Below are 25,681 nucleotides of genomic sequence, written 5' to 3'. Positions count from 1 at the left end.
CCCTACTGCTTTCCGATCAGATGCCTGGCGATGATGACGCGCATGATCTCGTTGGTGCCCTCGAGTATCTGGTGGACGCGCAGGTCGCGCACCAGTTTCTCGATGCCGTAGTCGTGCAGGTAGCCGTAGCCGCCAAGCAGTTGCAGCGCGTCGTTGGCAACGGCAAAACCGGTATCGGTGACGAAACGCTTGGCCATGGCCGACCATTTCGAAGCGTCGTGCGCCTTGGCGTCCAGCTTGGAAGCGGCGGTGTAAAGGAAGATGCGGCCCGCCTGCAATTCCGTCTCCATGTCGGCCAGCCGGAACTGCAGCGCCTGGAACTGGTTGATCGCCTTGCCGAAGGCCTTGCGTTCGGCGCTATAGGCAAGCGCCTTGTCCAGCGCCGATTGCGCGCCGCCCAGCGAACACGCCGCGATGTTGAGTCGTCCGCCGTCCAGCCCGGCCATGGCGATGCCGAAACCGTCGCCTTCCCGCGAAAGCAGGTTCTCCGCCGGCACCTTACAATCTTCGAAGATCACTTGCCGTGTGGATTGCATGTGCCAGCCCATCTTGTTTTCGACCGCGCCGAACGAAAGCCCCGGCGCATCCTTCGGAACGACGATGGTCGAAATGCCTTTCGGCCCATCCGCCCCGGTGCGGACCATGGCGACGTAGACATCGGAATCGCCCGCGCCGGAAATGAACTGCTTGGTGCCGTTCAGCACGTAGTCGGACCCGTTGCCGCCGGAACGGGCGGCGCGCGTCTTGAGCGCTGCCGCATCCGAACCCGATCCCGGCTCGGTCAAGCAATAGCTTGCCAGCCATTCCATCGAGGTCAGCTTCGGCAAAAGACGCTGGCGCTGCTCCTCGTTGCCGAAACGGTCGATCATCGAGGCGGCCATGTTGTGGATGGAAATGAAGGAGGAGAAGGCCGGGCAAGCCTTCGCCAGCGCCTCGAAGATCAGCACGGCATCGAGCCGCCCGAGCGCCGAACCGCCGACATCGTCGCGCACATAGATGCCGCCCAGGCCAAGCGGCCCGGTTTCGCGGATCACATCGGACGGAAAATGCCTGTTCTTGTCCCAGTCGAGCGCGTTGGGCGCGACGCGGTCGTTGGCGAACGCCTCAGCCATTTCCTGAATGGCGCGCTGGTCCTCGTTGAGTTCGAACTGGCCGCCCATCGTTGAAACAACGCTATCCATGGCGCCCTCCCGTGGTTGTCTTAGCCTGTCGTTTTTGGCTATGCGTGGCGTTCAATCTAGACCAATGATGCCACCGCGCAAACCCGACCTTAAGCGGAGCGGCTGTGCGAAAAATCATGTACGGGAAATCGCGTGCCGACAAAAAACAATAACCGACAGCCGAATGCACATGCCGCTCCCGGCTTTGCCGGAGCCTGACGGATGGCCAGGGCGATCATGCTGCAGGGCACCGGCTCCGATGTCGGCAAGACGGTGCTGGTTGCCGGCCTCTGCCGTGTGGCGAAGAAACGTGGCTTGAAGGTCAGGCCGTTCAAGCCGCAGAACATGTCGAACAACGCTGCCGTGGCCGATCTGCCGGGCGAGGCCGGCGGGGGCGAGATCGGCCGTGCCCAATGGCTGCAAGCCATAGCCTGCGGTGCCGAACCGTCGGTGCACATGAATCCCGTGCTGCTCAAGCCGCAAAGCGATGTCGGCGCACAGGTCGTCGTGCAGGGCAAGGTGTTCGGCCAGGCGCGCGCTCGCGACTATCAGACCCTCAAGGGGCAGTTGATGGACGCCGTGCTGGACTCGTGGGCCAAGGTCGGCGAGGGCGCCGATCTGGTCATCGTCGAAGGTGCCGGTTCGCCGGCCGAGATCAACCTGCGCGACCGCGACATCGCCAATATGGGCTTTGCCACACGCGCCGACGTTCCTGTCGTTCTGGTCGGGGACATTGACCGGGGCGGGGTCATTGCTTCGGTCGCCGGCACGCACCTGATCCTGCCGGAGGAAGACCGGCGCATGATCGTCGGCTATCTCATCAACAAGTTCCGCGGCGATGTTTCCCTGTTCGACGACGGCATCGCGGCAATCGATCGTTTTACCGGCTGGTCCTGCTTCGGCGTCGTGCCCTGGCTCAGGGCGGCTGCGCGCCTGCCGTCGGAAGACTCGGTGGTGCTGGAGCGGCTGGCTTCCGGCGAAAAGCGGGCGCTCAAGGTCGCGGTGCCGATGTTGTCGCGTATCGCCAACTTCGACGACCTGGATCCGTTGAAGGCGGAGCCTCAGGTCGAGGTGGTCTTCGTTCCGCCGGGTAAGAGCCTCCCCGCCGATGCCGGATTGGTCGTCATACCCGGCTCCAAATCGACCATCGGCGATCTTCTTCGCTTTCGCGACAATGGCTGGGACCGCGATCTTGCCGCTCACCGCAAGCGCGGCGGCCATGTCGTCGGCATCTGTGGCGGCTTCCAGATGCTTGGGCGCACGGTGCGCGATCCCGATGGCATCGAAGGCAGCACCACGCAAACCGATGGGCTTGGCCTGCTCGACGTGGAAACGGTGATGGAGCCTGAAAAGACGGTGCGAAACGTAACCGCGCGCTCGGTCGCCTTCGATCTGCCGCTGCAAGGCTATGAAATCCACCTTGGCCGCACCTATGGCCCCGACAGCCGGCGACCTGTTGTGAGCATAGACGGCGCGCAAGATGGCGCGACCTCGGCCGATGGCAAGGTGTTCGGCACCTATCTGCACGGCTTGTTCGGCGCGGATGCGTTCCGGTCCAGATTCCTCGAAAGTCTCGGCGTCAGGGGTGCCGGCATCGACTATCGTGCAGAGGTCGAGAAGGCGCTCGATGAAATTGCCGACGAGCTTGAAGCGCATCTGGATTGCGACGCCATCTTTTCGCTGGCGCGCTGAATATTCTCGGATACTGGCCCTAAATGCCGAGCGTTGCGCGGAGCGGATTGGTCGGATCGGCCAGCAGTTTCACCGTCAGTGCGAAGCAAACGACGACGAGCACGGGCTTGATGAGGCGGGAGCCGACGCGGATCGCGAGCAAGGCGCCAAGGCGTGCGCCAAAAAACTGTGCCACGCCCATCACCAGTCCGATCTTCCAGTAGATTGCGCCAGCAAGGGCAAAGACGATCAAAGCACCGATATTGGTCGCGAGATTGAGAAACTTGGTGTGCGCCGTCGCCTTGAGTACGCCATGGCCCGCGAGCGTCACGAAGGCCAGCATGTAGAAGGAACCGGTGCCTGGGCCGAAGATTCCATCGTAGAACCCCAGCACCGGCACCACCGTCAGGCCGAACAGGAACGGCGTCATGCGTCGGGCGCGGTCGACGTCATTCATTCTTGGCTTGACGGCGAAAAACAGTGCGATTGCGATCAACACGACGGGAAGCGCCGCCTCCAGCATATCGGCGGGCACGGCGGTTGCCGCCAGCGCGCCGATGGCGCTGCCGATCGCGGCCACGACGGCCGACGGCAATTGCTTGCGCAGGTCGACATGGCCCTTGGAGGCATAGGCAAGCGTTGCAGAACCGGACCCGAACAGCGCCTGGAGTTTGTTGGTGCCAAGCGCCGAAACCGGTGGAATTCCCGCCAGGAGAAGAGCCGGGATGCCGATCAGGGCACCGCCACCGGCAATCGAATCGATGAAACCGGCGGCAAAAGCAGCCAGCATCAGCAGCGCGACGGTCTCGGAAGCGAATTCGAACATCAAGAAGGAGGTTACCGGAGGAGGGGGAAGATGATTTGTGTTCCATCATGGCGGTGCGGATTGCGCAATGGCGATTGTGCGCTAACTATTGAGCCACATGAAGGAAGGGAGCGCCGATGGCATTTGCTTTGCTGGACCAGATACGTTCGATCTTCGATGGCGACCCCGGCGTGCGCAAGGTCGCTGACGATCCGGTGCTGTCGGCCGAACTCCTGATACTGTTTCGCATGATCCTCGCCGATGGCTCGGTCAGCGAAAGCGAGATGGAAACATTCCACCGTATCTGTCGGGATTCTTTCAGTATTCCCGAATCAAGCATCGACAAAGTCATCGATTACCTCAACGATTCCGGCTACGAAACCTCCGGCTCGCAGGCAATGGCGTCGTTCCAGGACCTCGAGGTGGAAAGGCGCAAACTGCTCGCCCGCCACATGGTCGAGATCGCCAGAGCCGACCGGCATCTGGCCGAAAGCGAGGTGAAACTGCTTCGCCGCACGCTCGATATCCTCGGTATCAGCCCGGTCGATGCGGTGAAACCGGAAGATTGAGGCCTCGCCCGGAATCGAACGGGCGTAAGGGGTTTCAAGTCGCTTTCGGCATTGGCGGGCTTACCCCTGTTCCTGCAGGCGCCTCGCAATTGCCCGGTGCAGGTCGGGTGCCGCCGCGACCAGCTCCTGGGCGGCGTCCGACTGCGGATGGTCGAGCACTTCACCGGTCTTGCCGCGCTCCACGATCCGGCCTTCGTGCATGACCATCACTTCGTCGGTGATGGCGCGCGCCACCGTGAGATCGTGGGTAATGAACAGATAGGCCACGCCGAGTTTGCCGTTCAGTTCGGCGAAGAGATCGAGGATTTGCGCCCGGATCGACACGTCCAGCGCCGAAACCGGCTCGTCCGCCACCACAAGCTTTGGCCGCGTGATGATGGCGCGCGCAATCGACAGGCGCTGGCGCTGGCCGCCGGAAAATTCATGCGGATACTTGTCCATGTCGGAGGCTGCAAGGCCTACTTCATGCAGCGCATGCGCCACCATTTCGCGCCGCTCGGCGCGCGTCGGCGCGGTTTCCAGCACATGCAGCGGTTCCGCCACCAGCCGTTCCACCTTCTGGCGCGGATCGAACGAACCGTAGGGATCCTGGAACACAACCTGCATGTCGCGCCGGGCCGGCTTGAGGTCCGCTTCGCTCTTGCCCGTCAACGCATCGCCGCGAAAGCGGATTTCCCCCGATGACGGCCTGTCCAGCGCCAGCACCATGCGCGCCAGCGTGGACTTGCCGCAGCCGGAGCGGCCGACCAACGCCACCGATTGCCCCGGCATCATGGAGAAGGAGACGCCATCAACGGCGTTCGTAGGCTCGCCCCGCCGAAATAGGGACAGGCGGCGGCCGGGGTAGTGGCGGGAAAGGTTTTCGACGCGCAGGAGGGGGACCGCGCTTGGTCCCTCGTCCTTGCGGGGAGGGTCGGCGCGCGCTCGTGCCGGCACATGCACGGAGGCTTGCGCCAGTTGCCGCGTATAGGGGTGTACCTGCTCGGAAAGGACCCGCGCCGTGTCGCCCGCTTCCATCACCTCTCCATGGCGCAGGATCGTGATGCGGTCGGCCATTTCGGTGACGACGGCGAGGTCGTGCGAAATCAACAGCAGTCCCATGTGGTTTTCGGCGACGAGATCGCGCAACAGGTCGAGCACCTGCGCCTGCAGCACCACGTCCAGCGCCGTCGTCGGCTCGTCGGCGATCAGAAGCTTCGGCTTCAGCGCGCAGGCAATGGCGATGACGACGCGCTGGCGTTGACCTCCGGACAATTCGTGCGGATAGCGCGACAGCGGAAATTTGCTCTCCGGCAGGCCAACGCGATCCAGTATCGCGCGCGCCCGCTCCTCAGCCTCGGCCCGGCTTGCGCGCGTATGCCAGCGAATGCCCTCTGCCACCTGTTCGCCGATGGTCTTTACCGGATTGAGCGCCGTCATCGGCTCCTGGAACACCATGCCGATGTCGTCGCCGCGCAGCGCGCACATCTGGTCTTCGCTGGCGGCAAGGATGTCGATGCCGTCGAAGGTGACGCGGCCAGCCATGCGCGAAAGGTGCGGTAACAGCCGCATCACCGTCAGCGCCGTCATCGACTTGCCCGAGCCGGATTCGCCCACCAGCCCCATCACTTCGCCCGGCGTGACGGAAAGCTCCACGCCCTTCAGGATCGGCGCTTCACCGATCGACAGCGTCAGGTTCTCGATCTCCAGAAGGCTCATCGCCGCCGCCTGGATTTCGGGTCAAGGATGTCGGCGATGCCGTCGCCGAGCAGGTTCAGCCCCAGGACGGTTATGACAATGGCCATGCCGGGAACAAGCGCCATCCATGGCGCGATCACCATGCGCGTCTGCGCGTCGAACAGCATGCGGCCCCAGCTTGGCATCGGCGGTTGTGCGCCCAGCCCGAGATAGGACAGCCCGGCCTCGGCCAGGATGCCGAGAGCGAACTGGATCGTGCCTTGCACCAGCAACTGGTTGGCGATGTTGGGCAAAATATGCTCGACCGTGATCTGGGCCTTGCCCTTGCCGGCGGCGCGCGCGGCAAGGATGTATTCGCGCGGCCAGATCGACAGCGCGCCGGCGCGGCCCACGCGCGCGAACACCGGAATATTGAAGATGCCGATGGCGATGATGGCGTTGACTGCGCCTGGCCCGAAGATGGCGGTGATCATGATCGCCGACAACAGGGCAGGGAAGGCGAAGACGAGGTCGTTCAACCGCATCAGCGCTTCGTCGACCAGCCCGCCGCGCGCCGCCGCGAACATGCCGAGCGGTACGCCGATGCCCATGCCGATGCCGACCGCCACCAGCGCCACGGCAATCGAATTGCGCGCGCCCACCATGATCATCGACAGGATATCGCGGCCGAAATGATCGGTGCCGAACCAATGCGTAAGTGATGGCGCCTGCGTCTTGTCGGCGATGATCAGCCTGGTCACGTCGTAAGGCGTCCACAGGAACGAAACGAGCGCCACCACGGCGACCGTGAGCGTTATGAGGAAGCCGACCAGGAACGAGCGGTTGGCGAACGCCTTGCCGATCCATTTAGCCACGCCATCGTCGGGCAATTGCGCCGGCACCGTCATGACCGGCTCCGCAGGCGCGGATCGACAATCGCGTAGGTGAGGTCGACGATGAGGTTGACGGCGATGACGGTGGCGACCAGCAGCATCACCACGCTCTCCACCACGACCAGGTCGCGCTGGGTGATGGCCTGGAACACCAGCCGGCCAAGGCCAGGCAGATAGAACACGTTTTCGATGATGATGGTGCCGGCAAGCAGGAAAGCGAACTGCAGGCCCATAATGGTGACGACCGGGATCAGCGCGTTGCGCAGCGCATGCCGCCACAAAACGGCCCGATAAGGCATGCCCTTGGCGCGCGCGGTGCGGATATAATCCTCGTTCAGCACCTCGATCAGCGCCGAGCGTGTGACGCGGGCAAGGATCGCCGCTTGCGGCAGCGCCAGCGCCACTGCGGGCAACAGCAGCGACTTCAGCGCTGGCCACATGCCAGCGCTCCATCCGGGAAAGCCGCCGGCAGGAACCCAGCGCAGCCACACCGCAAACAGATAGACCAGCATCAGCGCGAACCAGAAATTGGGTATGGCAACGCCAAGCTGGGCGGCACCCATCGCCACCGCATCCCCGGCCTCTCCGCGCCGGCTGGCTGAATAGAGGCCGACCGGAATGGCGATGGCCGTCGACAGCGTAAGCGCAACCAGCGCCAGCGGCAGCGACACCGCAATGCGCTCCGCAACCAGGTCGATTACCGGCACCGAATAGGTGTAGGAGCGGCCGAAATCGAGTGTCAGCAGCCCGCCGATCCAGTCGAGATAGCGCACGATCAGCGGCGCATTGAGGCCCATCTGGTCGCGCAACTGCTCGACCTGCGCATCGCTGGCATTCATGCCCAGCATCAGGCGGGCCGGATCGCCGGGCACGATCTCCAGCACTGAAAACACCACCAGTGACGCCAGCACCAGCGTCACGGCGGCAATCCCCAGGCGCTTGGCGAGATAGGCGCTCATGGGCGGCGCAAGAGAGCGGCTTGCGTGAAATTACCTATGCGGCGCTCCTTCCCACCCCCCTCTGCCCTGCCGGGCATCTCCCCCTCAAGGGGGGAGACCGGAACAGCCGTCCGGCATTCGCCAATCGCCAATGTTGCGGAAGAAGAAATCCTCACCGCTGAAGGAATGGAGCGGTTGAAAAAACCGCCAATCTCCCCCCTTGAGGGGGAGATGCCCGGCAGGACACAGGGGAGTGGGGAGGAACGCAAACCTCGCGGTCCGTCTGGTTTTAATCCGCCCACTTCACCTTGGTCAGGTCGTTAGCCTGGATGGGTGCGTTCTGCCACATGCCCTCCAGCTTGGCGTCCCACACGCCGACCTTGGGCAGTTCGTAGAGAAAGCCGACCACGGCATCGTCGGCCAGGATCTTCTGCGCCTCGCCCAGCAACTCGTTGCGCTTGGTCTCGTCCGAGGTGAGGTTGAGTTCTTCGATCACCTTGTCGAAGGCAGGGTTGTCGTAATTGAAGTAATAGTCCTTGCGCGAATAGATATCGATGTCGTTCGGCTCGGTGTGCGAGACAATGGTGAGATCGTAGTCCTTCTGCTTGAACACCTGGTCGAGCCACTGCGCCCACTCGACCGGAATGATCTCCAGGTCAATGCCGACCTCGCGCAGCTGCGAGGCGATGATTTCGCCGCCAAGCCGGGCGTAAGAGGGCGGTGGCAGTTTCAGCGTCGCCTTGATGCCGTTTTCGAATCCGGCTTCCTTCAGCAGTTCCTTGGCCTTGGCCACGTCATGCGGATAGACCCCGGTCAGGTCGACATAGGCTTTCGAGGCCGGCGACTGGTGGGAGCCGATCGGTGTGCCGAGCCCGGCCGATGCGCCGTCGATGATCGCCTTGCGGTCGAGCGCGTAGGATATCGCCTGCCTGACCTTGAGCTGGTCGAAGGGCGGCTTCTTGTTGTTGATCGACAAAAGCGTTTCGCCTTCCGTCGCGCCGACCACCACCTTGAAGCGCGGATCGCCTTCGATCTGGGCAACGCCGTCAGGCTGGAAGAACGGGAAGGCCTGGACGTCGCCGGAAAGCAGTGCCGGCACGGCGGCCGCCGCGTCCGGCACGATGCGGAATTCTGCCTTGTCGAGGAAAACGGGATCGCCCCAATAGCCATCGGCCTTGACCAGCTTGATCGCCGACCCCTTGGCCCAGCTATCGAATTTGAAGGGGCCGGTGCCGATCGGCTTTTCCTTGTTGGTAGCGGCCGATTCGGGCGCCACCATCACCGCATCGCCCCAGCCCATATTGTAGAGGAAGGATCCTTGCGGGGTCTTCAGCGACACCTTCACCGTGGCCGGGTCGACCACCTCGACAGTATCGATCGCGGCAAACAGCGCCTTCTGGGCATTGACGGAGTCATCGGCGCGAGCCCGGTCGAGCGAGAATTTCACGTCGTCGGCGTTGAAGTCGGTGCCGTCATGAAATTTGACCCCGGTGCGCAGCTTGAACGTGTAGGCCTTGCCATCGTCGGAAATGGTCCAGCTTTCGGCAAGATCGGGCAACACTTCGCCGGCCGGCCCAATCCGGGTCAGGCCTTGGAACACATTGGCGTAGAGCACCTCGTCGATTGCTGCGGCTGCACCTGCGGTCGGGTCCAGATGCGGCGGCTCGAGCGGAATGCCGATCACGAGGTCGGTGCGCGCCGCAAATGCTGCCGTGCCGAACGCCAGGGTCAATGCGCTGGCGGCAAGAAACGATTTCCATGATTTCATCGGTCGACTCCCAATTCCCGAGGCGGTCGGATCAAAGCGCGGATCGACAGCCGAGTAAATCCTTACCCGCGGCGATATTGTGCGTTGCGGCAGATCGATCAGGCCAAGCGGTCCCTGCCTTCGTCATTGCGCCCCGCCGCGCAGGAGAACGTTCAATCCTGCCGCCATCACCTTGGCCGATTCCACCATGTCGTCGATGCCGACCCACTCGTCGGGACGATGTGCCAGGTCAAGGATGCCGGGGCCGTAGGCAATGCAATCATAAAGGTGGCCCAGCCGCGCGACGTGCTTCTGGTCATAGGTGCCGGGCGAAATCACATAATCCGGCTCCCTGTCGAACACATCCATGATGCCTTGTGCGATAGCCTTGACCACCGGCGCGCCGCGTTCGGTCATGGTGGGTTGCACTTCCATGATGTCGCGAATGTCGTAGTCGAATTTGGGCCGCTCGCGCTTCAACTGGTCAAGGATCGAGATCACTTCGCTCTTGACCGTGTCGATGTCCTCTTCCAGCAGGAAGCGCCGGTCGATGGTCAACCGGCAGGAATCGGGAACGTTGGGCGAGGGCAGGCCGGGGCGGAAATCCTCCGTCTGGCCGCCATGGATGGAATTGATGTTCATGGTCGAGCGCCGCGCCCCTTCCGGCACCACCGGCATGCGGGTGGTCTTGCGCTCGAGCGCCGGGAAAAGCTCGTCTTCGAAGGCCTGCAGCACGGCGCCCATGTGGCGCACCGCATTGTCGCCCAGAAACGGCATCGAGCCGTGCGCGATCTCGCCCTTGGTCTCGATTTCGGCCCACCACACGCCGCGATGGCCAAGACAGATGCGGTCCTTGTTCAGCGGTTCCGGAATGATGACGTGGTCGACCTTGGGCTTGGAGAAATAGCCGAGCTTGGCCAGATGCGCGACGCCGCCGAAGCCGCCGGATTCCTCGTCCACCGTTCCCGATATCTCGATTGCGCCCGGAAAATCCGGATAGACCTGCATGAAGGCCTGCACCGCGATGATCGAAGCGGCGAGCCCGCCCTTCATGTCACAGGCGCCGCGTCCGTAAACCTTGCCGTCCTTCACGATCCCCGCGAACGGATCGACGCTCCAGCCGTCGCCGGCCTCGACCACGTCGATATGCGAATTGAAGTGAACGCAAGGGCCGGGCACGCGCCCGTCGAAGCGCGCCACCACATTGGTGCGCGGATAGCGGTCGGTGTCGCCCGGCGCGCCTTCGCCGCGGATAAACTCGGTCTCGAAACCGCATTTCTTCAGATAGGCCCCGACATATTCGGCGCAGGGCGTGTACGCCTCTCCGGGCGGATTGACGGTCGGAAAACGGATCAGGTCGGCGGTCAGCGCCACGACTTCGTCGCGGCGAGCCTCGACGGCTTTGAAGAGTCGCTCGTTCATGGCCTGAATTGAGCAGGGATCGCTACCGCTTTGCAAGATGCAACGCATAGGCCTTGCCCGTGCCGCACAACCGAAACGGGCAATCTTTCAAATTTTCAATCGTTCTGTCAGCAATTTCGCAAGGACTCACCCCTATCGTCCCGCAAGGCGAAGACCACCGCAGCCATCGACAGTTTGCAGGCAGCGGACCGGAAGGGGCATGATCTGATGAAAAAGACCATTCTCATGGCAGCCATGTGTGCGGCGATGCTGCTTGCGGCGCCCGTTTCATCCTGGGCCGGAAATATCGAAGCACGAGTGAGCATTTCAAAGCAGACGATGACCGTCAGCCGGCAGGGCCGTGTCCTCTACAGGTGGAAGGTCTCGACTGCCCGCAACGGCTACGTGACGCCGCGTGGCGCATGGCGGCCCAAGCGCATGCACAAGATGTGGTATTCGCGCAAATACGACATGTCGCCGATGCCCTATTCCGTCTTCTACCATGGCGGCTACGCCGTCCACGGCACCGGTGCGGTCAAGCAACTGGGGCGTCCGGCCTCGCACGGCTGCGTGCGTCTGCAAACCGCCAACGCGGCCACCTTCTATTCGCTGGTGCGCGAGGTCGGCATGGGCAATACGCGTATTGTCGTCACCAACTGAGGGCAGGCGGATCGTCATGCTCAAATGGCGCTTCTGATTGGGAAAAGTTTGCCTTGAATTGCTTGTTTCTGGCATTCCCTTTCTGAGCGCACCTCGCTACGAGTCACGGCGAGGAGAGCATTGCCGATGAAACCCAGGGAGCGGGTTGCGCTTTCAAGGCCGGTTGCCGACGAAGTCCGCAAGACCACATGCTACATGTGCGCCTGCCGTTGTGGCATCAACGTCCACATCAAGGACGGCAAGATCCGCTACATCGAGGGCAACCGCGATCATCCGGTCAACAAGGGCGTTTTGTGCGCCAAGGGTTCGGCCGGCATCATGCAGCATTATGCGCCGGCTCGTCTGCGCGCGCCGCTGAAGCGCGTCGGCCCGCGCGGCTCCGGCGAGTTCCAGGAAATCTCGTGGGAAGAGGCGCTGTCCATCGCCACCGGCTGGCTGGGCGAGGTGCGCAACACCGATCCTAAGAAGCTTGCCTTCTTCACCGGGCGCGACCAGTCGCAATCGCTGACCGGCTACTGGGCGCAGCAATATGGCACGCCGAACTATGCCGCCCATGGCGGCTTTTGCTCGGTCAACATGGCCGCCGCCGGCATCATGACCATCGGCGGGGCGTTCTGGGAATTCGGCGCGCCTGACTGGGACCGCACCAAGCTGTTCGTCATGTTCGGCGTTGCCGAAGATCACGATTCCAACCCGATCAAGATGGGCATCGCCAAGCTGAAGCAGCGCGGTGCGCGCTTCGTTTCGGTCAATCCGGTGCGCACCGGCTATTCGGCCGTGGCCGACAACTGGATCGGCATCCGCCCCGGCACCGACGGGCTGATGATCCTGTCGGTCGTCCATGAGCTTCTGAAAGCGCGCAAGATCGACGTCGATTATCTGGTCCGCTACTCCAACGCCACCTGGCTGGTGATCGATGCACCCGGCACGGCCGATCACGGCCTGTTCGCCCGTGACGGCGAGGGCAAGACGCTCATCCATGAAACTGTGACGGAGCAGGTCGTGCCTTTCGGCACCAGGGGCGCGCGGGCGGCGCTGTCCGGACGCGTCCGGCTTGAGGACGGCCGTTTTGCCGTTCCGTCCTTCCAGTTGCTCGCAGAGAAATATCTGGACGAAAGATACGCCCCCGAGAACGTCGCCGCCGAGACCGGCATTTCAGCCGAGACCATCCGTGGCCTCGCTTCCGAGATCGCCCGCGTCGCCTTCGATGAGGCAATCAGCATCGACCAGCCGTGGACGGACACCAACGGCGAGCGCCATCAGGCCTACATCGGCCGCCCGGTGTCCTTCCATGCCATGCGCGGCCTCTCCGCTCATTCCAACGGTTTCCAGACGACGCGCGCCCTGCACATATTGCAGGTGCTGATCGGCGCGGTCGATTGCCCCGGCGGCTTCCGCTTCGAGCCGCCTTATCCGAAACCGGTCGGGGCGCATCCGACCCCGCATGGCCGGGCCGAGCATTTCGGCTCCAACAAGCCGATGTCGGGGCCGCATCTGGGCTTCCCGCGCGGACCGGAAGACATGCTGATCGACGCCGACGGCCAGCCGACGCGCATCGACAAGGCGTTTTCGTGGGATGCCCCGTTTGCCGTCCACGGCGCCATGCACATGGTCATCGCCAATGCCCACGCCGGCGATCCGTATCCGGTCGATGTTCTGTTCCTCTACATGGCCAACATGGCGTGGAACTCGTCGATGAACACCGCCGGCGTCATCAAGATGCTGGAGGACAAGGACGAGAAAACCGGCGAATACCGCATCCCGAAGATCATCTATTCCGACGCCTACGCTTCCGAAATGGTCGCTTATGCCGACCTGGTCCTGCCGGACACCACCTATCTCGAGCGCTACGACTGCATCTCCCTGCTCGACCGGCCGATCTCCGAGCCGGACGCCGTACAGGATGCCATACGCTGGCCGGTCCTTCAGCCCGACCGCGACGTGCGCGCTTTCCAGAGCGTGCTCATCGATCTCGGCGCCCGCCTCAGACTGCCCGGATTTGCCGACAACCACGGCAAGCCGCTCTACAAGGACTATGCCGACTATATCGTGCGCCACGAGCGCCGGCCCGGCATCGGTCCCTTGGCCGGCTTTCGCGGCTCCAACGGCGACCGGGCAGGGCGCGGTGCCGCCAATCGGGACCAACTGAAGCGCTACATCGACAACGGCTCGTTCTTCTCCACGCATATCCCGATGGAAGCGCAGTTCTTCAAGCACGCCAATCAGGCCTATCAGGATTTTGCCGTGCGCATGGGCTTCTTCGACACGCCCCAGCCGGTGATTTTCCAGCTCTATCAGGAATCGCTGCAGAAATTTCGCCTGTCGGCGCAGGGCCTGCGCGAACCGCATGCGCCGCAGACGCATCGCCAGCGCATCCTCGAAGCCTTCGATCCGCTGCCGGACTGGTATCGCCCACTCGGCGAAGCGCTGATCGACCGCACCGAATACCCCTATCACGCGATCACGCAGCGGCCCGCCGCGATGTATCATTCCTGGGGCTCGATGAATGCGTGGCTGCGCCAGATCCATACCAAAAACCCGCTCTATGTGCCGGGTCCTCTGTGCGATGAACTGAGCCTCGATGACGGCGACTGGGTCTGGGTGATTTCCCACCACGGCCGCATCAAGGTCGAGGTCGCGCGCATGGAAGCGGTCAATTCCTCGACGCTGTGGACGTGGAACGCCATCGGCAAGCGCAAGGGCGCATGGGGCCTGGACAAGGGCGCTCCCGAGGCGAAAAAAGGATTCCTGCTCAATCACTTGATCCATGAGCTTCTTCCGCCGCGGGAAGACGGCATGCGCTGGTCGAACTCCGATCCGATCACCGGCCAGGCCGCCTGGTACGACCTTCGCGTCCGCATCGAAAAGGCCGATCCTGCGTCGAACAGCGAGCCGCAATTCCCCGCCGTGGCGCGGCCCGGCCCGGAGCCGCATCCCGATGAACTGCGCTATGGGCAGGAGTGGACGTCGTGACCTCTCTCCCCTCCGTTTCCCCGCCAAAGAAGCTCGGCCTTGTCATCGATCTCGACGTTTGCGTCGGCTGTCACGCCTGCGTGGTCAACTGCAAGGAGTGGAACACCGGCGGCTACGGCTCGGCGCTTTCGGATCAGGCCCCTTACGGAGCCGACGTCTCCGGCGCCTGGCTGAACCGCGTGCACACATTCGAAGTGGTGCCAGAAGGCGGCGAAGTGGTTGGCGAGGCGGGTGATGCGCGCATCGTCCATTTCCCCAAATCCTGCCTGCATTGCGACGACGCCCCTTGCGTCACAGTCTGCCCGACCGGCGCATCCTACAAGCGCGCCGAAGACGGTATCGTGCTGGTCGACGAGAATATGTGCATCGGCTGCGGTCTTTGCGCCTGGGCTTGCCCGTACGGCGCGCGCGAGATGGACCTTGCCGCCGGCGTCATGAAGAAATGCACGCTATGCGTCGACCGCATCTACAACGAGACGCTGGAGGAGGTCGACCGCCAACCGGCTTGCGTGCGTACCTGTCCGGTCAATGCACGCCATTTCGGCGATTTTTCGGACCCGCATTCGGCAGTGTCGATCATGGTTGCCGAACGCGGCGGCATCGACCTCATGCCGGAGCAGGGCACCCGCCCCGTCAACAAATATCTGCCGCCGCGCCCGCGCACGGCGCTCTCCGCAACGCCACCGCTGCCCAGGGAAGACACCACCGGCGCGACCGGCTTCTTCGCCTGGCTCGACGACATGCTGGACAGGATATGACTTTCCCGGAATCATCGCGCACGAAGGCCGCCTGACCCATGCATCCCGCGCCTTCGATCATCGTCTTCACCACGCTGTCAGGGCTCGGCTATGGGCTTGCGGCCGTCCTCGGGCTCGGCTTGCTCGATCCTGCCGCGCTTGCCGCGAAGGCCGCTTACATCCTTGCTTTGGTGCTGATTTCCGGCGGCCTGCTGGCCTCGACCTTGCATCTCGGCAATCCTCAGCGCGCATGGCGGGCGCTTTCGCAATGGCGTTCAAGCTGGCTGTCGCGCGAGGGCGTGATGGCCATCGTCACCTTCGTGCCGCTTGTCTGGTCGGCTTGGGCCAGCGTGATCGAAAGCCGTTATCTGGCCTTGCCTGGTCTCGCCGGCTCGCTGCTCAGCCTCGGCACGGTGTTTTGCACGGCGATGATCTACACCTCGCTCAAATCCGTGCAGGCCTGGCACACGCCGTTGACGCCGGCCAGCTACCTTCTCTTCTCCGCCGCCGGCGGCCTCGTCGTCGCGAGCGCCTTTGGCTTTGCAGGGGCAGGAAACACCTCTCTTCTGGCTTGGCTGGCAATCGCGGCGCTTGCAGCGGCATGGGCCGTCAAAGCTGCGTGGCGTCGAAACATGCAGGCGCTCGTACCGATCTCGACGCCTGAAACCGCAACCGGTCTGGGAGCCATCGGCAAGGTGCGGCTGTTCGAGCGGCCGCATATGACCGAGAACTACCTGACCCGTGAGATGGGCTTCAAGATTGCCCGCAAGCATGCCGGCAAGTTGTGGACCATCGCAGTCGTTCTGGGCGGCGTGGTGCCGGCTCTGACGTTGCTTGTTCTTTCAGTCGCCGGACAAGCGTCCGGATTTCTCGCGGCAGGTCTGGCAATCGCGGCCATGCTTTCGCATGTAGTCGGCGTGCTTGCCGAGCGCTGGTTGTTTTTCGCCGAAGCGCGTCACGCCGTCATGAATTATTACGGCGAATGAGCGAAGAAACGTAAACTATTCAATTCGCTGGTTGTTTGCGCAGGGCCCTGGCCCTGCGGCCAGTCCGCAGTTTCCTGGCGAGCACCCGCAGGGCAGCAAACTTCTCGCCCGGCTGCAAGATTCTTTGCCCACCCCATGGCGTCCAAAGCATTGTCGGCGGCTGCTTTTCAATCCCGGTCGTCATTGCCTGTCCTCCACAAGCATATCTTCCGTTACGTCATAAGACGTAGTACGCGCGAAATTTCGCGACAGTGCAACTGTTTTCAACAGTCCGGCTTCGGAAACGCGTGAAGGAAGGCGCGCAGGCGCGAAACGCTCAGTTGCGTCCGCGCAAGGTGCGGCGGCGGCCGCTCAACTGCCACCGTTTGTGGAACCACATCCATTGGCCGGGGTCTTCGCGCACCCAGCGCTCGACCACGTCGGTGATGAGTTGCGTCGTCGCATGCACATCGACGGTGCCCTTGGCGTCGCGTGGCAGCACGAGTTTGTCTTCGATCTCCAGCCGGAAGCGGTTGTCAGGCAACCGCACGCAGCGGGCCGGATAGACGTCGCATTCATAGTGGCGTGCCAGCATGCCGAGCAGCGGATTGGTCTGGCACAGCCTGCCGAAGAACGTCGTCTCCAGCCCGCTGATGAATTTCTGGTCGACCAGCACGCCGATATTGCCGGCTTTTTCGAGGATCGCGGCCAGCGCGAACGAGGCGCCGGTCGATGACGGCAACAGCGCTCCCATGTTCGAACGGCGCATCGACTGGATGTATTCGGCCATGTACGGATTGTTGGGTGGACGAAACAGCGCCGTAATCTTCATGCCGAAGGCCGCCGCACCCACCGGCAACAATTCGAAATTGCCGAGATGGCCGGTGAAGATGATATGCGGCTTGTCGTCTTCGGCGATCTTTTCGAAGTGCTCGATGCTGGCAGCCGAAATTTCGATGCGTCCGGCTGTCGTCGCCTTCGGATCCAGATCGAACAACTGGTCGAGGAAGATGTATTCCGCGCCGAGGCGGGCCATGTTGCCCCACATGTCGAGCGCGATCTGCTTGATCTCGGCTTCGCTCTTTTCCGGATAGGCCTGGCGCAGGTTGTCGAGCGCAACCCGGTGGCGACCGACCAGCGGGCCGACGCGCCGTGCCGCGCGGTCGGCGAAATTCAAGGCCTTGTCCGGCGGCAAAAGGCGCAGCACCCCGATCACCGTCATCGCCAGCCTGGCCGTCAGCCAGTGCTTTGCGTTGCGGGAGCGGCGGCCGAGACCGAACTTGAGGTCGCGGCGCAATTTGCCGAGAGGGCCGGGAGCCAAACCGCGCCTCAGCCGACCGTGAGGATGATCTTGCCGAACACGTCGCGGCCTTCCATGCGCTTCAGCGCCGCATCGATGCCCTCGAAATCGACTTGCGTGTCGATGACGGGATGGACCAGCCCGGCCGCCATCTTCTGCATGGCGTTGGCCATGTTCTCCATGCGGCAGCCGAAGGAGCCGAGCAGTTTCAACTGCTGCTGGAAAAGCTGCATCAGGTTCATTTGGGCCGAGACGCCCGAAGTCGAACCGCAGGTCACGAGCCGGCCGCCGCGCTTCAGCGACAGCATGGAGCCCGCCCAGGTGTCGGCGCCGACATGTTCGAACACGACGTCCACGCCGCGCTTCTTGGTCAGTTTGCGCACCACCCCTTCGAAGCGGTCCTCGCGATAGTTGATGACATGATCGGCGCCAAGCGCCTTGGCCTTCTCGATCTTGTCGTTGGAGCCGACGGTGGTGATCACCGTGCAGCCCATTTTCTTGGCAAGCTGCAGCGCTGCCGAGCCGATGCCCGAGCCGCCGGCATGCACGAGAATCGTTTCGCCCGGCTCCAGTCTGGCATTGTCGAACAGCATGTGTTCGACCGTCCCGAACGTCACTGGTGCGACGGCAGCGCCTATGGCATCGACGCCTGGCGGTGCAGGAACCAGCAGGCGCGCGGGCAAATTGATCTTCTCCTGCGCAAATCCGTCGAGATGAAAGCCATGCACGCCCGAAACATGCTCGCACAGATTGTCCCTGCCTTCGCGGCAGGCGCGGCAAAGCCCGCAGGTGCGCGCGCCATAGATCGACACCAGTTGACCGGGCATAAGGTTGGACACGCCAGGGCCGACGGCCTCGACTTCGCCCGATGCTTCCGCGCCGATGGTGAGCGGCAGATTGCGCTTGGCGAACGCCATGCCGCGCCAGCCCCACACGTCGATATGGTTGAGCGCTACCGCCTTGATCCTGAGCGTCACTTCGCCCAGCGCCGGTGCGGGAGGCGCGGGAATGTCGACTGCTTCGAGCCGGCGGTCGGCAATGAGTTGCAAAGCGCGCATCAGATGGAAACCTCGTGTTGGAGGCGGATGAAAACACCCCCCTCTGGCAGGCCGGAGGGGGAGAAAATCGATGGCACGTCTCGATCCGGCGTGGCGGTTGTCGTGCCTCGCTTAACCGGGTTCCCGCGCCATGACAAGGCAGGTGTTCTGGCCGCCGAAGCCGAACGAGTTGGACAAAACCGTGCCGACCTTGGCTTGCCGCTTCACGTTCGGCACCACGTCGAGCGCGATTGCCGGGTCGGGATTGTCGTAGTTGATGGTCGGCGGGATGATGCCTTCGCGCATCGTCATCAGCGAGAAAGCCGCTTCGATGGCCCCGGCTGCGGACAGTGTATGCCCGATCATCGACTTGTTGGAGGAGATCGGGATGCGGCTGATGCGCTCGCCGAATACCGTCGACAGCGACATGTGCTCCATCTTGTCGTTTTCCGGCGTCGAGGTGCCGTGCGCGTTGATGTAGTCGATTTCGTCCTCGCTCAAGCCCGCATCGGCAAGGGCTGCCCGCACCGCGGCGATGGCGGGCGAACCGTCAGGTTTCGAGCGGGTGCGATGAAAGTCGTCGGCCTTTTCGCCGCAGCCGCGCAGGATGCCGAGCACGGTCGCGCCGCGCGCCAGTGCGGCTTCCAGTGATTCCAGCACCAGCGCGGCTGAGCCTTCCGCCAGCACGAAGCCGTCGCGGTCCTTGGAAAAAGGCTTCGACGCCTTTTCCGGCACGTCGTTGCTGGTCGAAAGCGCCGAGAGCAGCGAGAAGCGGATCAGCGCCTCCGCCGTTGCCGAGCCGTCGGCGCCGATCGACAGCGCGCGCTTTGCTTCGCCGCGCCGGATCGCCTCGACGCCGAGCTGGATGGCGGTCGCGCCGGATGCGCAGGCGGTGGAGAGCGTGATCGGCAGCCCGGTGGTGCCAAAGCGGTCCGCCAGCCGGTCGGCGATCGAGCCGAACTGCGAGGTTTCGAACATGTCGAGCGAATTCAGGCCGCGCGCCACTTCAAGCAGGCGCTCGGGCGCCGGCGTTTCCTTGCCGCTGTTGTAAAGGGCAAAGCGGTCGTGCCAGTCGAGTTCCATCGGAGGGGACGCGAGAAACAGCGGCCCGCCGAAATCCTCAAGCCCGATGCCGGCTTCCGCAACCGCTTCGTGCGCCGCGGTCTCGGCCAGTTCATAGGTGAGGGCGCTCGCCCCCTTGCTGCTGGAAGGCAGGAAGTCGACCATGCCCGAAATGCGGGTGTTGAGATGATCGACCGGAAAGCGGGTGATCGGATGGATGCCGGATTGGCCGGCCGTCAGCGCTGCCCAGTTTTCGGCCTTGCCCTTGCCGAGCGACGTGACCAGGCCGATGCCGGTGACGGCGACGACCGGTCTGCCCAGATGATCGGTGAATTTTGTCATCGCTTAAGCCTCAGGCCGCGTTTCCAGTCATGGGGCGCTGACCAGCGCCATGCCCTCGAAATGGTGATAGCCGATGGCCGTTGCCAGTACGGTCTGCGTCGCGCCGGCAAAAGCCCGCTCGCTCGCCTCGAACGGCGGCAAGGCCGCGTTGTGGTGGACGGCGAGCGCCGCCAGCGCCACGGCAAAGGGAAATTGCGCTTCCTTCATGTGGCCGGTCAGCGTCGAGAAGCCTCGTGCCGCAATGCCGGGCACTGCATCGAAAACGGCTTTCTCGGCAGCGGTGGCCTTGTGGCTGCCGGATGCGCCCGAAATGGCGAGCAACTCGCCGTTCGGCAGTCGCGCTTCATCGAGCAGCGCCTCGATCCCGGCCTTGAGTTCGCCGCGCGCACGGCGCGAGCGGCCCGAAAGCACCGGCCCCAGGGTGGCGTAGATCCTGCTGCCCCGCTTTTCGGCATGTTCGCGGCTCTCCAGCACCAGGAATGCACCGCCGGATCCGGTCACCACGCCGCCGCCTTCCGCCCCTTGCCGCTGCCACACCGGCTTCCAGTCGCCGCGATGCAGATAGCCGCCAAGCTCGTAGCCGAGCAGCATGTCGGCATGCTCGGTCTGGAAGGCGCCGCCCGCCAGCATGTGCGTGGATTGGCCGGAACGGATCCGCGCAGCCGCGGTTTCGATGGCCGACACTCCAGCACCTTCTTCGCCCATGAAGGTGCGGGACGAACCGGTGACCTTGTGGACGATCGAGATGTTGCCGGCCAGCAGGTTGGACAGCTGCGCCAAAAACAGCGTCGGACGCAGTTCGGTGGTCAGCTTCTCGTTGAGCAGCACGTCGCGGTCGCTTCGCTGCTCCGAGGCTGCAAGTATGTCGGAATCGACCGCAACGTCGCGTTCGCCGCCGCCTGCCGCCACCACCATGTCCATGGTGGCGCAAAGCGCTTCATTGGTCTTCATGCCCGCATCGTCCAGCGCCAGGCCGGCGGCGTAGGTGCCGAGCCGCTGCCACGTCTCCATCTGGCGCTGGTCGCCGCGCTTGGCGATCTGCAGGTTCCAGTCGATCTCGGGCAGGGGATGGACGGTATAGGGCGCGAATCGTTCCGCTTCCAGCACAGGCTTGACGCCCGGCGTGGTCAGCTTGCGCCAATGATTTTCAGGGCCCTCTCCCAGGGAAGAAACAAGGCCGATGCCGGTGATGACGACGTCGTGGGCGTTCATGTGGCTCTTGGTGGATCAGGCGGCGGGAGGCGTCAAGGGGTTGCCGCCTGCGAAACGGATGGATCAGCCCTTGGCGGCAACCAGTCCGTCGATCTTGGCGCACAGGTTCTTCATGACGAAGTACTCGTCGGTCGAAGCCTTGCCGTCGTTGACTTCCTGCGTCCACTTCTCCAGCGGCACCTTGATGCCGAATTCCTTGTCGATGGCGAAGACGATGTCGAGGAAGTCGAGGCTGTCGATGCCCAGGTCGTCGATGGTGTGGCTGTCTGGCGTGATCGTATCGATGTCGATCTCGCTGGTGTCGGCGATGATCTTGGCTACTTTTTCGAAAGTGGTGGACAAGGGCTTTTCCTTCGGTTCGCTCGCGAAACCTGTGTTCGGGCGTTTGGCGCTGTCTAATCGGTTTTCCCGGGCAGGAAAAGGCCGAATGTGGCGTAACTATAGCCGGCCACCGGTTCAAATGCCGGCAGTGGGCATCGCCATGTTATGGTGACGCAAGGTTAAGAACGGGAGAATGTCATGCTCGATAAGGATGCAACCGAGTTCGACGGCGCCTGCCATTGCGGGGCTGTACGCTTCCATGTCCGCCTGTCGGAAGGGTTGCATTCCGCCCGCCGCTGCACCTGTTCGCTTTGCCGCATGCGTGGCGCAGTGGCCGTAACCGCAAGGCTAGGCGACCTTCACATGCTGGCGGGGCAGGAGATGCTCACGCTCTACCAGTTCAACACCGGTACGGCGAAGCACTATTTCTGCTCCCGTTGCGGCATCTACACCCATCACCAGCGCCGCTCCGACCCTAGCCAGTATGGCGTCAACACGGCCTGCCTCGAGGGCGTCAGCCCGTTCGATTTTGAAGACGTGCCGGTCACGGACGGCGTAAATCACCCGTCCGATGGAAACGGGCAGAAGGGCGATGGCATTATCGGCGTGCTCAGGTTTCAGAGCGTTGGATGCTAGAAGACGACCCGCCCCAGCACGCGCAACCCTTCGCCCTGCGGTTTCACGATCACCGCTTCGCCTTCGCGCGGCGACACCCCGGTCAGCTCCTGGATGTTCTCCAGATGCGTCACCATGACCAGCAGGTCCGAGCCTGAATAGGCGCGGATTTCATCCATGATCGCCGCCTTCTGCTTGGTCTTCTCGGCCTCGTCGCCGTTCATCGGGTCGAGCGCGGGAAACGCCTCCGCCTCCGCCTCGAAGGCGATGCGCGCGGTGTCGAGGCAGCGGCAGTAACGGCTCGACTGGACGCGCTCGATGGGGGCTGCGCGCGCACCGAACAGGGCGCCGAGCTTGCGCGCCTGCTGCTTGCCGCGTTCCGACAGGTTGCGCTGGGTGTTGCATTTGTCGATGTCGAAATTGGCCGGTTCTGCGCTGCCGCTGGCCATGGCATGGCGCAGCAACACGACATGGCCGCCATCGCGCAAGGCCGCCCAGCCGGCATCGGTGGCGTGTGCCGAAAGCGGCAGCATGAAAAGCAGAAAGGCGATGAGAAATCGTTGCATGAGCAGTCCCGTTTCCGGCCCGGTTGCCGGTTCAGGACATATAGGGACTGCAAAGCAATCGGAAAAACAAGCAGCATCTGCCCCAAGTCGTGGCCCACATCCTGCGGACACCTGAACGGCTGCAAGCTGCCGCGCCGAACCGCTGGGACGATGAACCATATCTCCCGTCGCGCTTCTCCTCGCATCTACTTCCCGTTTCCGGCGCCGTTTCGATCACATTCATAAGTCCACGACCTTGGCTCGACTGTTTGTTGATCCGATCGGATATGTGGTTGCTTTCGGGCTCGATAGTTGGGATTTATGCGCTGGCTCGGCCGCCCTTTTTGCTGCCCCGACCTTTATCGCCGCGTTGCCTTTCCGGAAGTTCATGTCTCCCGTCACCGAAACTGTCTTTTTCGTCTTCGGCCTCGTTGCGCTGGGCTATGTCGCTGCCTTGAGCGGATATCTGAAGGCGGGCAGCGGAGAGGTGCTTGCCGAGTTTGCCGTCGGCATTGCCATGCCGGTGCTTCTGTTTCGCACCATGACCAAGGTCGATTTTCATGGGTCCGCGCCCTGGGCGCTTTGGGGGGCCTATTTCTGCGCCATTGCAACCGCCTGGACGGTCGGCCACCTGATCACCACCCGCATATTCGGCCGCGATGCCAGGGCAGGGGTGGTCGGTGGAGTGTCCTGCTCCTTCTCCAATCTCGTTCTGCTCGGCATTCCGTTTGTATTCGGCGTGCTTGGCCAACCGGGCGTGGATATCCTGTCGCTGCTCATCGCCGTCCATTTGCCGGTCGTAATGATGGCATCGGTGATCATGTTCGAAAGCTTTGGCCGCACCGACGGCGAGCCCATGAATTTTGTACGGGTTTTGATCACCTTTCTGCGCAAGATCTTCGCCAACCCGCTCATTATCGGCATCTTGGCTGGGCTTGCTTGGCGTATGACGGGACTGCAATTGCCGGGGCTGGGCACAAGGCTCGTCGACGTGATGGCCGATATCGCCGGCCCGGTGGCTCTTTTCGCCATGGGAGCCGAACTGAGCGCCTTTGGTATTTCGGGCAATCTGCGCGCGGCACTGTCGCTGTCCGTCACCAAGCTGGTGCTGATGCCCGCCGTGGCCCTTGCGCTTGCCCTGGCTTTCGGCCTGCCGCCGCTTACCGCAAAGATCGCGGTGATCGGCGCTTCGCTGCCGGCGGGCGTCAATTCCTATCTGATCGCCACGCAATTCGGCACAGGACAGGCTCTGTCTTCAAGCCAGATGACGTTGTCCACGGCCTTTGCGGTCCTGACCACGACTGCCTGGGTGATGATCGCTTCTCACGTGTTTGGTTAGATTTGCGCTGGCCTATCGCTTATATTGGGCGCAGAGATTGATCGGCACGCTTGCCGTGGGGTAAGAGCGCTGATCGGACGCGCGATCAACCCGGACGCGTCCTTCCGCGAAATCCATATATGGGCGCCAGGAGCGCCAAACGGAGGCGAGACCATGCTCCAGAAAACCAGCCATTTCATGCGGCAGGCCAATCTCATCAATGGCGAGTGGGTGCAGGCCGATTCCGGCCAGACCATCGATGTCATCAACCCCGCCACCGGTCTCAAGATCGGAACCGTGCCGAAGGCGGGCGGCGCCGAAACCCGTCGCGCCATCGAGGCTGCGGAAGAAGCATTCAAGTCGTTCCGCAAGACCTCGGCGCTCGAGCGCTCGAAGTTGCTGCGCAAACTGCACGACGCCATCATGGACAATCAGGACGTCCTGGCCGAACTGCTGACCCTGGAGCAGGGCAAGTCCTTGACCGAAGCCAAGGGCGAGGTCGGTTCGTCCGCGGCCTATGTGCTGTGGTTCGCCGAGGAGGCCCGCCGCGCCTATGGCGACGTGGTGCCCTCTCCGTGGGCGGATCGCCGGGTCCTGGTGACCAGGGAGCCGGTCGGCGTCATCGCCGCCATCACGCCGTGGAATTTCCCGTCCTCGATGCTGTCGCGCAAGCTCGGCCCGGCGCTCGCTGCCGGCTGCACGGCGGTCGTCAAGCCTGCCTCGCAGACGCCTTACTCGGGCCTTGCCTGGGGCGCGCTGTGCGAGGAAGTCGGATTCCCCAAGGGCGTCGTCAACATCGTCACCGGTTCGGCCGGCGAAATCGGCGACGAGCTTTGCTCCAATCCGCTGGTCAGGAAGATCACCTTCACCGGATCGACCGAGATCGGCAAGATGCTGATCCAGAAGTCGGCCGGGACCGTCAAGAAGGTATCGATGGAACTCGGCGGTAACGCGCCGTTCCTGGTCTTCGACGATGCTGATATCGATCGTGCGGTGCAGGGTGCCATTGCCGCCAAGTACCGCAATTCGGGCCAGACCTGCGTTTGCACCAACCGCTTCTTCGTTCAGGCCGGCATTCACGACAAGTTCGTCGAGAAACTGGCTGCAGCCGCAAAGACCTTGAAAGTCGGCTCCGGTCTCGAAGACGGCGTGCAGCAGGGTCCGCTGATCGACGTCAAGGCCGTTGAGAAGGTCGAGGAATTCATCGAGGACGCCGTCGCCAAGGGCGGCAAGATCGTCTCCGGCGGCAAGCGTCACGCGCTGGGCGGCTCCTTCTTCGAGCCGACCGTCATTTCCGGTGCGACACCTCAGATGAAGTTCATGAAGGACGAGATCTTCGGGCCTCTGGCTCCCGTCTTCAAGTTCGAGACCGAGGAAGAAGCGGTCGCGCTCGCCAACGACACCGAGTTCGGCCTTGCCTGCTACTTCTACACTGGCGACCTCGGCCGCGCCTTCCGCGTCATGGAAGGCCTGAAATACGGTATGGTCGGCGTCAACGAGGGCGTCATCACCACGCCGGAAGCGCCCTTCGGCGGCGTCAAGGAGTCGGGCCTCGGCCGCGAAGGCGGTCATCAGGGCATGGATGACTACCTCGACACCAAATATGTCTGCATCGGCGGCCTCGGCCTCTGAATTTAATGCATGTCGCCCGAAAGTGGGAACCGGTTTCGGGACAACGACATGCATAAAAACAAATACTTAGAGCGCGGCCAGCGAATCTGAAAGATCGCGCCGCCTATCGCCTTTTACGAACG

Annotated in this window: 22 protein-coding genes; 9 read left to right on the top strand and 13 right to left on the bottom strand. The window is 63.1% G+C overall.

The features are described from left to right. Positions 1-2: 2 nt before the first annotated feature. Entirely contained in the window at positions 3-1,181 is a 1,179-nt protein-coding gene (locus ASD64_RS04575; RefSeq protein ID WP_056101318.1) for an isobutyryl-CoA dehydrogenase, read from the bottom strand. Between the two features lie 201 nt (positions 1,182-1,382). On the opposite strand from ASD64_RS04575, the gene ASD64_RS04570 reads away from it, so the two are divergent. Continuing rightward, a complete protein-coding gene (locus ASD64_RS04570) occupies positions 1,383-2,852 on the top strand; it encodes a cobyric acid synthase (protein ID WP_056101315.1) in 1,470 nt (489 codons plus the stop codon). 19 nt (positions 2,853-2,871) lie between these two features. Here ASD64_RS04570 and ASD64_RS04565 read toward each other — a convergent pair whose 3' ends face one another. After that, complete coding sequence (locus tag ASD64_RS04565) at positions 2,872-3,657, bottom strand: TSUP family transporter (protein WP_056101307.1); 786 nt, start codon at positions 3,655-3,657, stop codon at positions 2,872-2,874. Between the two features lie 116 nt (positions 3,658-3,773). Between ASD64_RS04565 and ASD64_RS04560 the strand changes: the two genes are divergently transcribed. Continuing rightward, complete coding sequence (locus ASD64_RS04560; RefSeq protein WP_056101305.1) at positions 3,774-4,205, top strand: TerB family tellurite resistance protein; 432 nt, start codon at positions 3,774-3,776, stop codon at positions 4,203-4,205. Positions 4,206-4,265: 60 nt separating this feature from the next. Here ASD64_RS04560 and ASD64_RS04555 read toward each other — a convergent pair whose 3' ends face one another. The 5 genes from ASD64_RS04555 to ASD64_RS04535 form a co-directional block, all read right to left on the bottom strand. Further along, a complete protein-coding gene (locus ASD64_RS04555) occupies positions 4,266-5,903 on the bottom strand; it encodes an ABC transporter ATP-binding protein (RefSeq protein WP_056101301.1) in 1,638 nt (545 codons plus the stop codon). Continuing rightward, complete coding sequence (locus ASD64_RS04550) at positions 5,900-6,769, bottom strand: ABC transporter permease (protein ID WP_056101298.1); 870 nt, start codon at positions 6,767-6,769, stop codon at positions 5,900-5,902. Before ASD64_RS04550 ends, ASD64_RS04555 begins: the two co-directional genes overlap by 4 nt. Beyond that, positions 6,766-7,713 (bottom strand): ABC transporter permease, encoded by a 948-nt coding sequence (locus tag ASD64_RS04545; RefSeq protein ID WP_056101295.1) that lies wholly within the window; start codon positions 7,711-7,713, stop codon positions 6,766-6,768. Before ASD64_RS04545 ends, ASD64_RS04550 begins: the two co-directional genes overlap by 4 nt. 268 nt (positions 7,714-7,981) lie before the next feature. Continuing rightward, positions 7,982-9,460, bottom strand: coding sequence for an ABC transporter substrate-binding protein (locus ASD64_RS04540; protein ID WP_056101292.1), 1,479 nt, complete (start codon positions 9,458-9,460; stop codon positions 7,982-7,984). Positions 9,461-9,583: 123 nt separating this feature from the next. Continuing rightward, on the bottom strand, positions 9,584-10,861 hold the full coding sequence (locus tag ASD64_RS04535; RefSeq protein WP_056101289.1) for an acetylornithine deacetylase/succinyl-diaminopimelate desuccinylase family protein: 1,278 nt from the start codon (positions 10,859-10,861) through the stop codon (positions 9,584-9,586). A 207-nt stretch (positions 10,862-11,068) separates the two neighbouring features. Here ASD64_RS04535 and ASD64_RS04530 point away from each other — a divergent pair, with 207 nt between their 5' ends. The 4 genes from ASD64_RS04530 (at position 11,069) to ASD64_RS04515 (ending at position 16,196) form a co-directional block, all read left to right on the top strand. Beyond that, complete coding sequence (locus ASD64_RS04530; protein WP_056101286.1) at positions 11,069-11,500, top strand: L,D-transpeptidase; 432 nt, start codon at positions 11,069-11,071, stop codon at positions 11,498-11,500. Positions 11,501-11,626: 126 nt separating this feature from the next. Then, the gene (locus ASD64_RS04525) at positions 11,627-14,473 is read left to right on the top strand and encodes a molybdopterin oxidoreductase family protein (RefSeq protein WP_056101283.1); all 2,847 of its coding nucleotides are present in this window, start codon (positions 11,627-11,629) and stop codon (positions 14,471-14,473) included. Beyond that, on the top strand, positions 14,470-15,231 hold the full coding sequence (locus ASD64_RS04520; protein ID WP_056101584.1) for a 4Fe-4S dicluster domain-containing protein: 762 nt from the start codon (positions 14,470-14,472) through the stop codon (positions 15,229-15,231). Before ASD64_RS04525 ends, ASD64_RS04520 begins: the two co-directional genes overlap by 4 nt. Positions 15,232-15,269: 38 nt before the next feature. Continuing rightward, positions 15,270-16,196, top strand: coding sequence for a dimethyl sulfoxide reductase anchor subunit family protein (locus tag ASD64_RS04515; RefSeq protein ID WP_056101280.1), 927 nt, complete (start codon positions 15,270-15,272; stop codon positions 16,194-16,196). Between the two features lie 316 nt (positions 16,197-16,512). On the opposite strand, the gene ASD64_RS04510 is transcribed toward ASD64_RS04515, so the two are convergent. From ASD64_RS04510 to ASD64_RS04490, 5 genes are all read right to left on the bottom strand, one after another. Then, positions 16,513-17,496, bottom strand: coding sequence for a lipid A biosynthesis lauroyl acyltransferase (locus tag ASD64_RS04510; protein ID WP_056101277.1), 984 nt, complete (start codon positions 17,494-17,496; stop codon positions 16,513-16,515). A gap of 8 nt (positions 17,497-17,504) precedes the next feature. Then, positions 17,505-18,533, bottom strand: coding sequence for a zinc-binding dehydrogenase (locus ASD64_RS04505; RefSeq protein ID WP_056101274.1), 1,029 nt, complete (start codon positions 18,531-18,533; stop codon positions 17,505-17,507). A gap of 111 nt (positions 18,534-18,644) precedes the next feature. Then, positions 18,645-19,916, bottom strand: a complete 1,272-nt coding sequence (locus ASD64_RS04500; RefSeq protein WP_056101271.1) for a beta-ketoacyl-ACP synthase — start codon at positions 19,914-19,916, stop codon at positions 18,645-18,647. A gap of 27 nt (positions 19,917-19,943) precedes the next feature. After that, the gene (locus tag ASD64_RS04495; protein ID WP_056101268.1) at positions 19,944-21,128 is read right to left on the bottom strand and encodes a beta-ketoacyl-ACP synthase; all 1,185 of its coding nucleotides are present in this window, start codon (positions 21,126-21,128) and stop codon (positions 19,944-19,946) included. A gap of 63 nt (positions 21,129-21,191) precedes the next feature. Next, complete coding sequence (locus ASD64_RS04490) at positions 21,192-21,470, bottom strand: acyl carrier protein (protein WP_056101265.1); 279 nt, start codon at positions 21,468-21,470, stop codon at positions 21,192-21,194. Between the two features lie 177 nt (positions 21,471-21,647). Here ASD64_RS04490 and ASD64_RS04485 point away from each other — a divergent pair, with 177 nt between their 5' ends. Further along, a complete protein-coding gene (locus ASD64_RS04485; protein WP_056101262.1) occupies positions 21,648-22,085 on the top strand; it encodes a GFA family protein in 438 nt (145 codons plus the stop codon). Here the strand turns inward: ASD64_RS04485 and ASD64_RS04480 are convergent. Next, positions 22,082-22,630: a histidine phosphatase family protein gene (locus tag ASD64_RS04480; protein ID WP_056101259.1), complete on the bottom strand. Its 549-nt coding sequence runs from the start codon at positions 22,628-22,630 to the stop codon at positions 22,082-22,084. The genes ASD64_RS04485 and ASD64_RS04480 overlap by 4 nt on opposite strands. Before the next feature lie 367 nt (positions 22,631-22,997). Here ASD64_RS04480 and ASD64_RS04475 point away from each other — a divergent pair, with 367 nt between their 5' ends. Together ASD64_RS04475 and ASD64_RS04470 are read left to right on the top strand one after the other, a co-directional pair. Beyond that, positions 22,998-23,948, top strand: coding sequence for an AEC family transporter (locus ASD64_RS04475; protein WP_056101583.1), 951 nt, complete (start codon positions 22,998-23,000; stop codon positions 23,946-23,948). A 153-nt stretch (positions 23,949-24,101) separates the two neighbouring features. After that, on the top strand, positions 24,102-25,559 hold the full coding sequence (locus tag ASD64_RS04470) for an NAD-dependent succinate-semialdehyde dehydrogenase (protein WP_056101255.1): 1,458 nt from the start codon (positions 24,102-24,104) through the stop codon (positions 25,557-25,559). Positions 25,560-25,681: the final 122 nt, after the last annotated feature.

It is taken from the genome of Mesorhizobium sp. Root157 (genome assembly GCF_001427385.1).
Taxonomy (GTDB): Bacteria; Pseudomonadota; Alphaproteobacteria; order Rhizobiales; family Rhizobiaceae; genus Mesorhizobium.
This window is presented reverse-complemented; position numbering and strand designations above follow the sequence as displayed.

Excerpts from the sequence above, each read along its gene's own strand:
- ASD64_RS04540 (WP_056101292.1), bottom strand. The coding sequence starts at position 9,460 with ATGAAATCATGGAAATCGTTTCTTGCCGCCAGCGCATTGACCCTGGCG.
- ASD64_RS04515 (WP_056101280.1), top strand. The coding sequence starts at position 15,270 with ATGCATCCCGCGCCTTCGATCATCGTCTTCACCACGCTGTCAGGGCTC.
- ASD64_RS04555 (WP_056101301.1), bottom strand. The coding sequence starts at position 5,903 with ATGAGCCTTCTGGAGATCGAGAACCTGACGCTGTCGATCGGTGAAGCG.
- ASD64_RS04545 (WP_056101295.1), bottom strand. The coding sequence starts at position 7,713 with ATGAGCGCCTATCTCGCCAAGCGCCTGGGGATTGCCGCCGTGACGCTG.
- ASD64_RS04570 (WP_056101315.1), top strand. The coding sequence starts at position 1,383 with ATGGCCAGGGCGATCATGCTGCAGGGCACCGGCTCCGATGTCGGCAAG.
- ASD64_RS04500 (WP_056101271.1), bottom strand. The coding sequence starts at position 19,916 with ATGACAAAATTCACCGATCATCTGGGCAGACCGGTCGTCGCCGTCACC.
- ASD64_RS04530 (WP_056101286.1), top strand. The coding sequence starts at position 11,069 with ATGAAAAAGACCATTCTCATGGCAGCCATGTGTGCGGCGATGCTGCTT.
- ASD64_RS04575 (WP_056101318.1), bottom strand. The coding sequence starts at position 1,181 with ATGGATAGCGTTGTTTCAACGATGGGCGGCCAGTTCGAACTCAACGAG.
- ASD64_RS04485 (WP_056101262.1), top strand. The coding sequence starts at position 21,648 with ATGCTCGATAAGGATGCAACCGAGTTCGACGGCGCCTGCCATTGCGGG.
- ASD64_RS04505 (WP_056101274.1), bottom strand. The coding sequence starts at position 18,533 with ATGCGCGCTTTGCAACTCATTGCCGACCGCCGGCTCGAAGCAGTCGAC.
- ASD64_RS04565 (WP_056101307.1), bottom strand. The coding sequence starts at position 3,657 with ATGTTCGAATTCGCTTCCGAGACCGTCGCGCTGCTGATGCTGGCTGCT.
- ASD64_RS04550 (WP_056101298.1), bottom strand. The coding sequence starts at position 6,769 with ATGACGGTGCCGGCGCAATTGCCCGACGATGGCGTGGCTAAATGGATC.
- ASD64_RS04495 (WP_056101268.1), bottom strand. The coding sequence starts at position 21,128 with ATGAACGCCCACGACGTCGTCATCACCGGCATCGGCCTTGTTTCTTCC.
- ASD64_RS04525 (WP_056101283.1), top strand. The coding sequence starts at position 11,627 with ATGAAACCCAGGGAGCGGGTTGCGCTTTCAAGGCCGGTTGCCGACGAA.
- ASD64_RS04480 (WP_056101259.1), bottom strand. The coding sequence starts at position 22,630 with ATGCAACGATTTCTCATCGCCTTTCTGCTTTTCATGCTGCCGCTTTCG.
- ASD64_RS04535 (WP_056101289.1), bottom strand. The coding sequence starts at position 10,861 with ATGAACGAGCGACTCTTCAAAGCCGTCGAGGCTCGCCGCGACGAAGTC.
- ASD64_RS04475 (WP_056101583.1), top strand. The coding sequence starts at position 22,998 with ATGTCTCCCGTCACCGAAACTGTCTTTTTCGTCTTCGGCCTCGTTGCG.
- ASD64_RS04560 (WP_056101305.1), top strand. The coding sequence starts at position 3,774 with ATGGCATTTGCTTTGCTGGACCAGATACGTTCGATCTTCGATGGCGAC.
- ASD64_RS04470 (WP_056101255.1), top strand. The coding sequence starts at position 24,102 with ATGCTCCAGAAAACCAGCCATTTCATGCGGCAGGCCAATCTCATCAAT.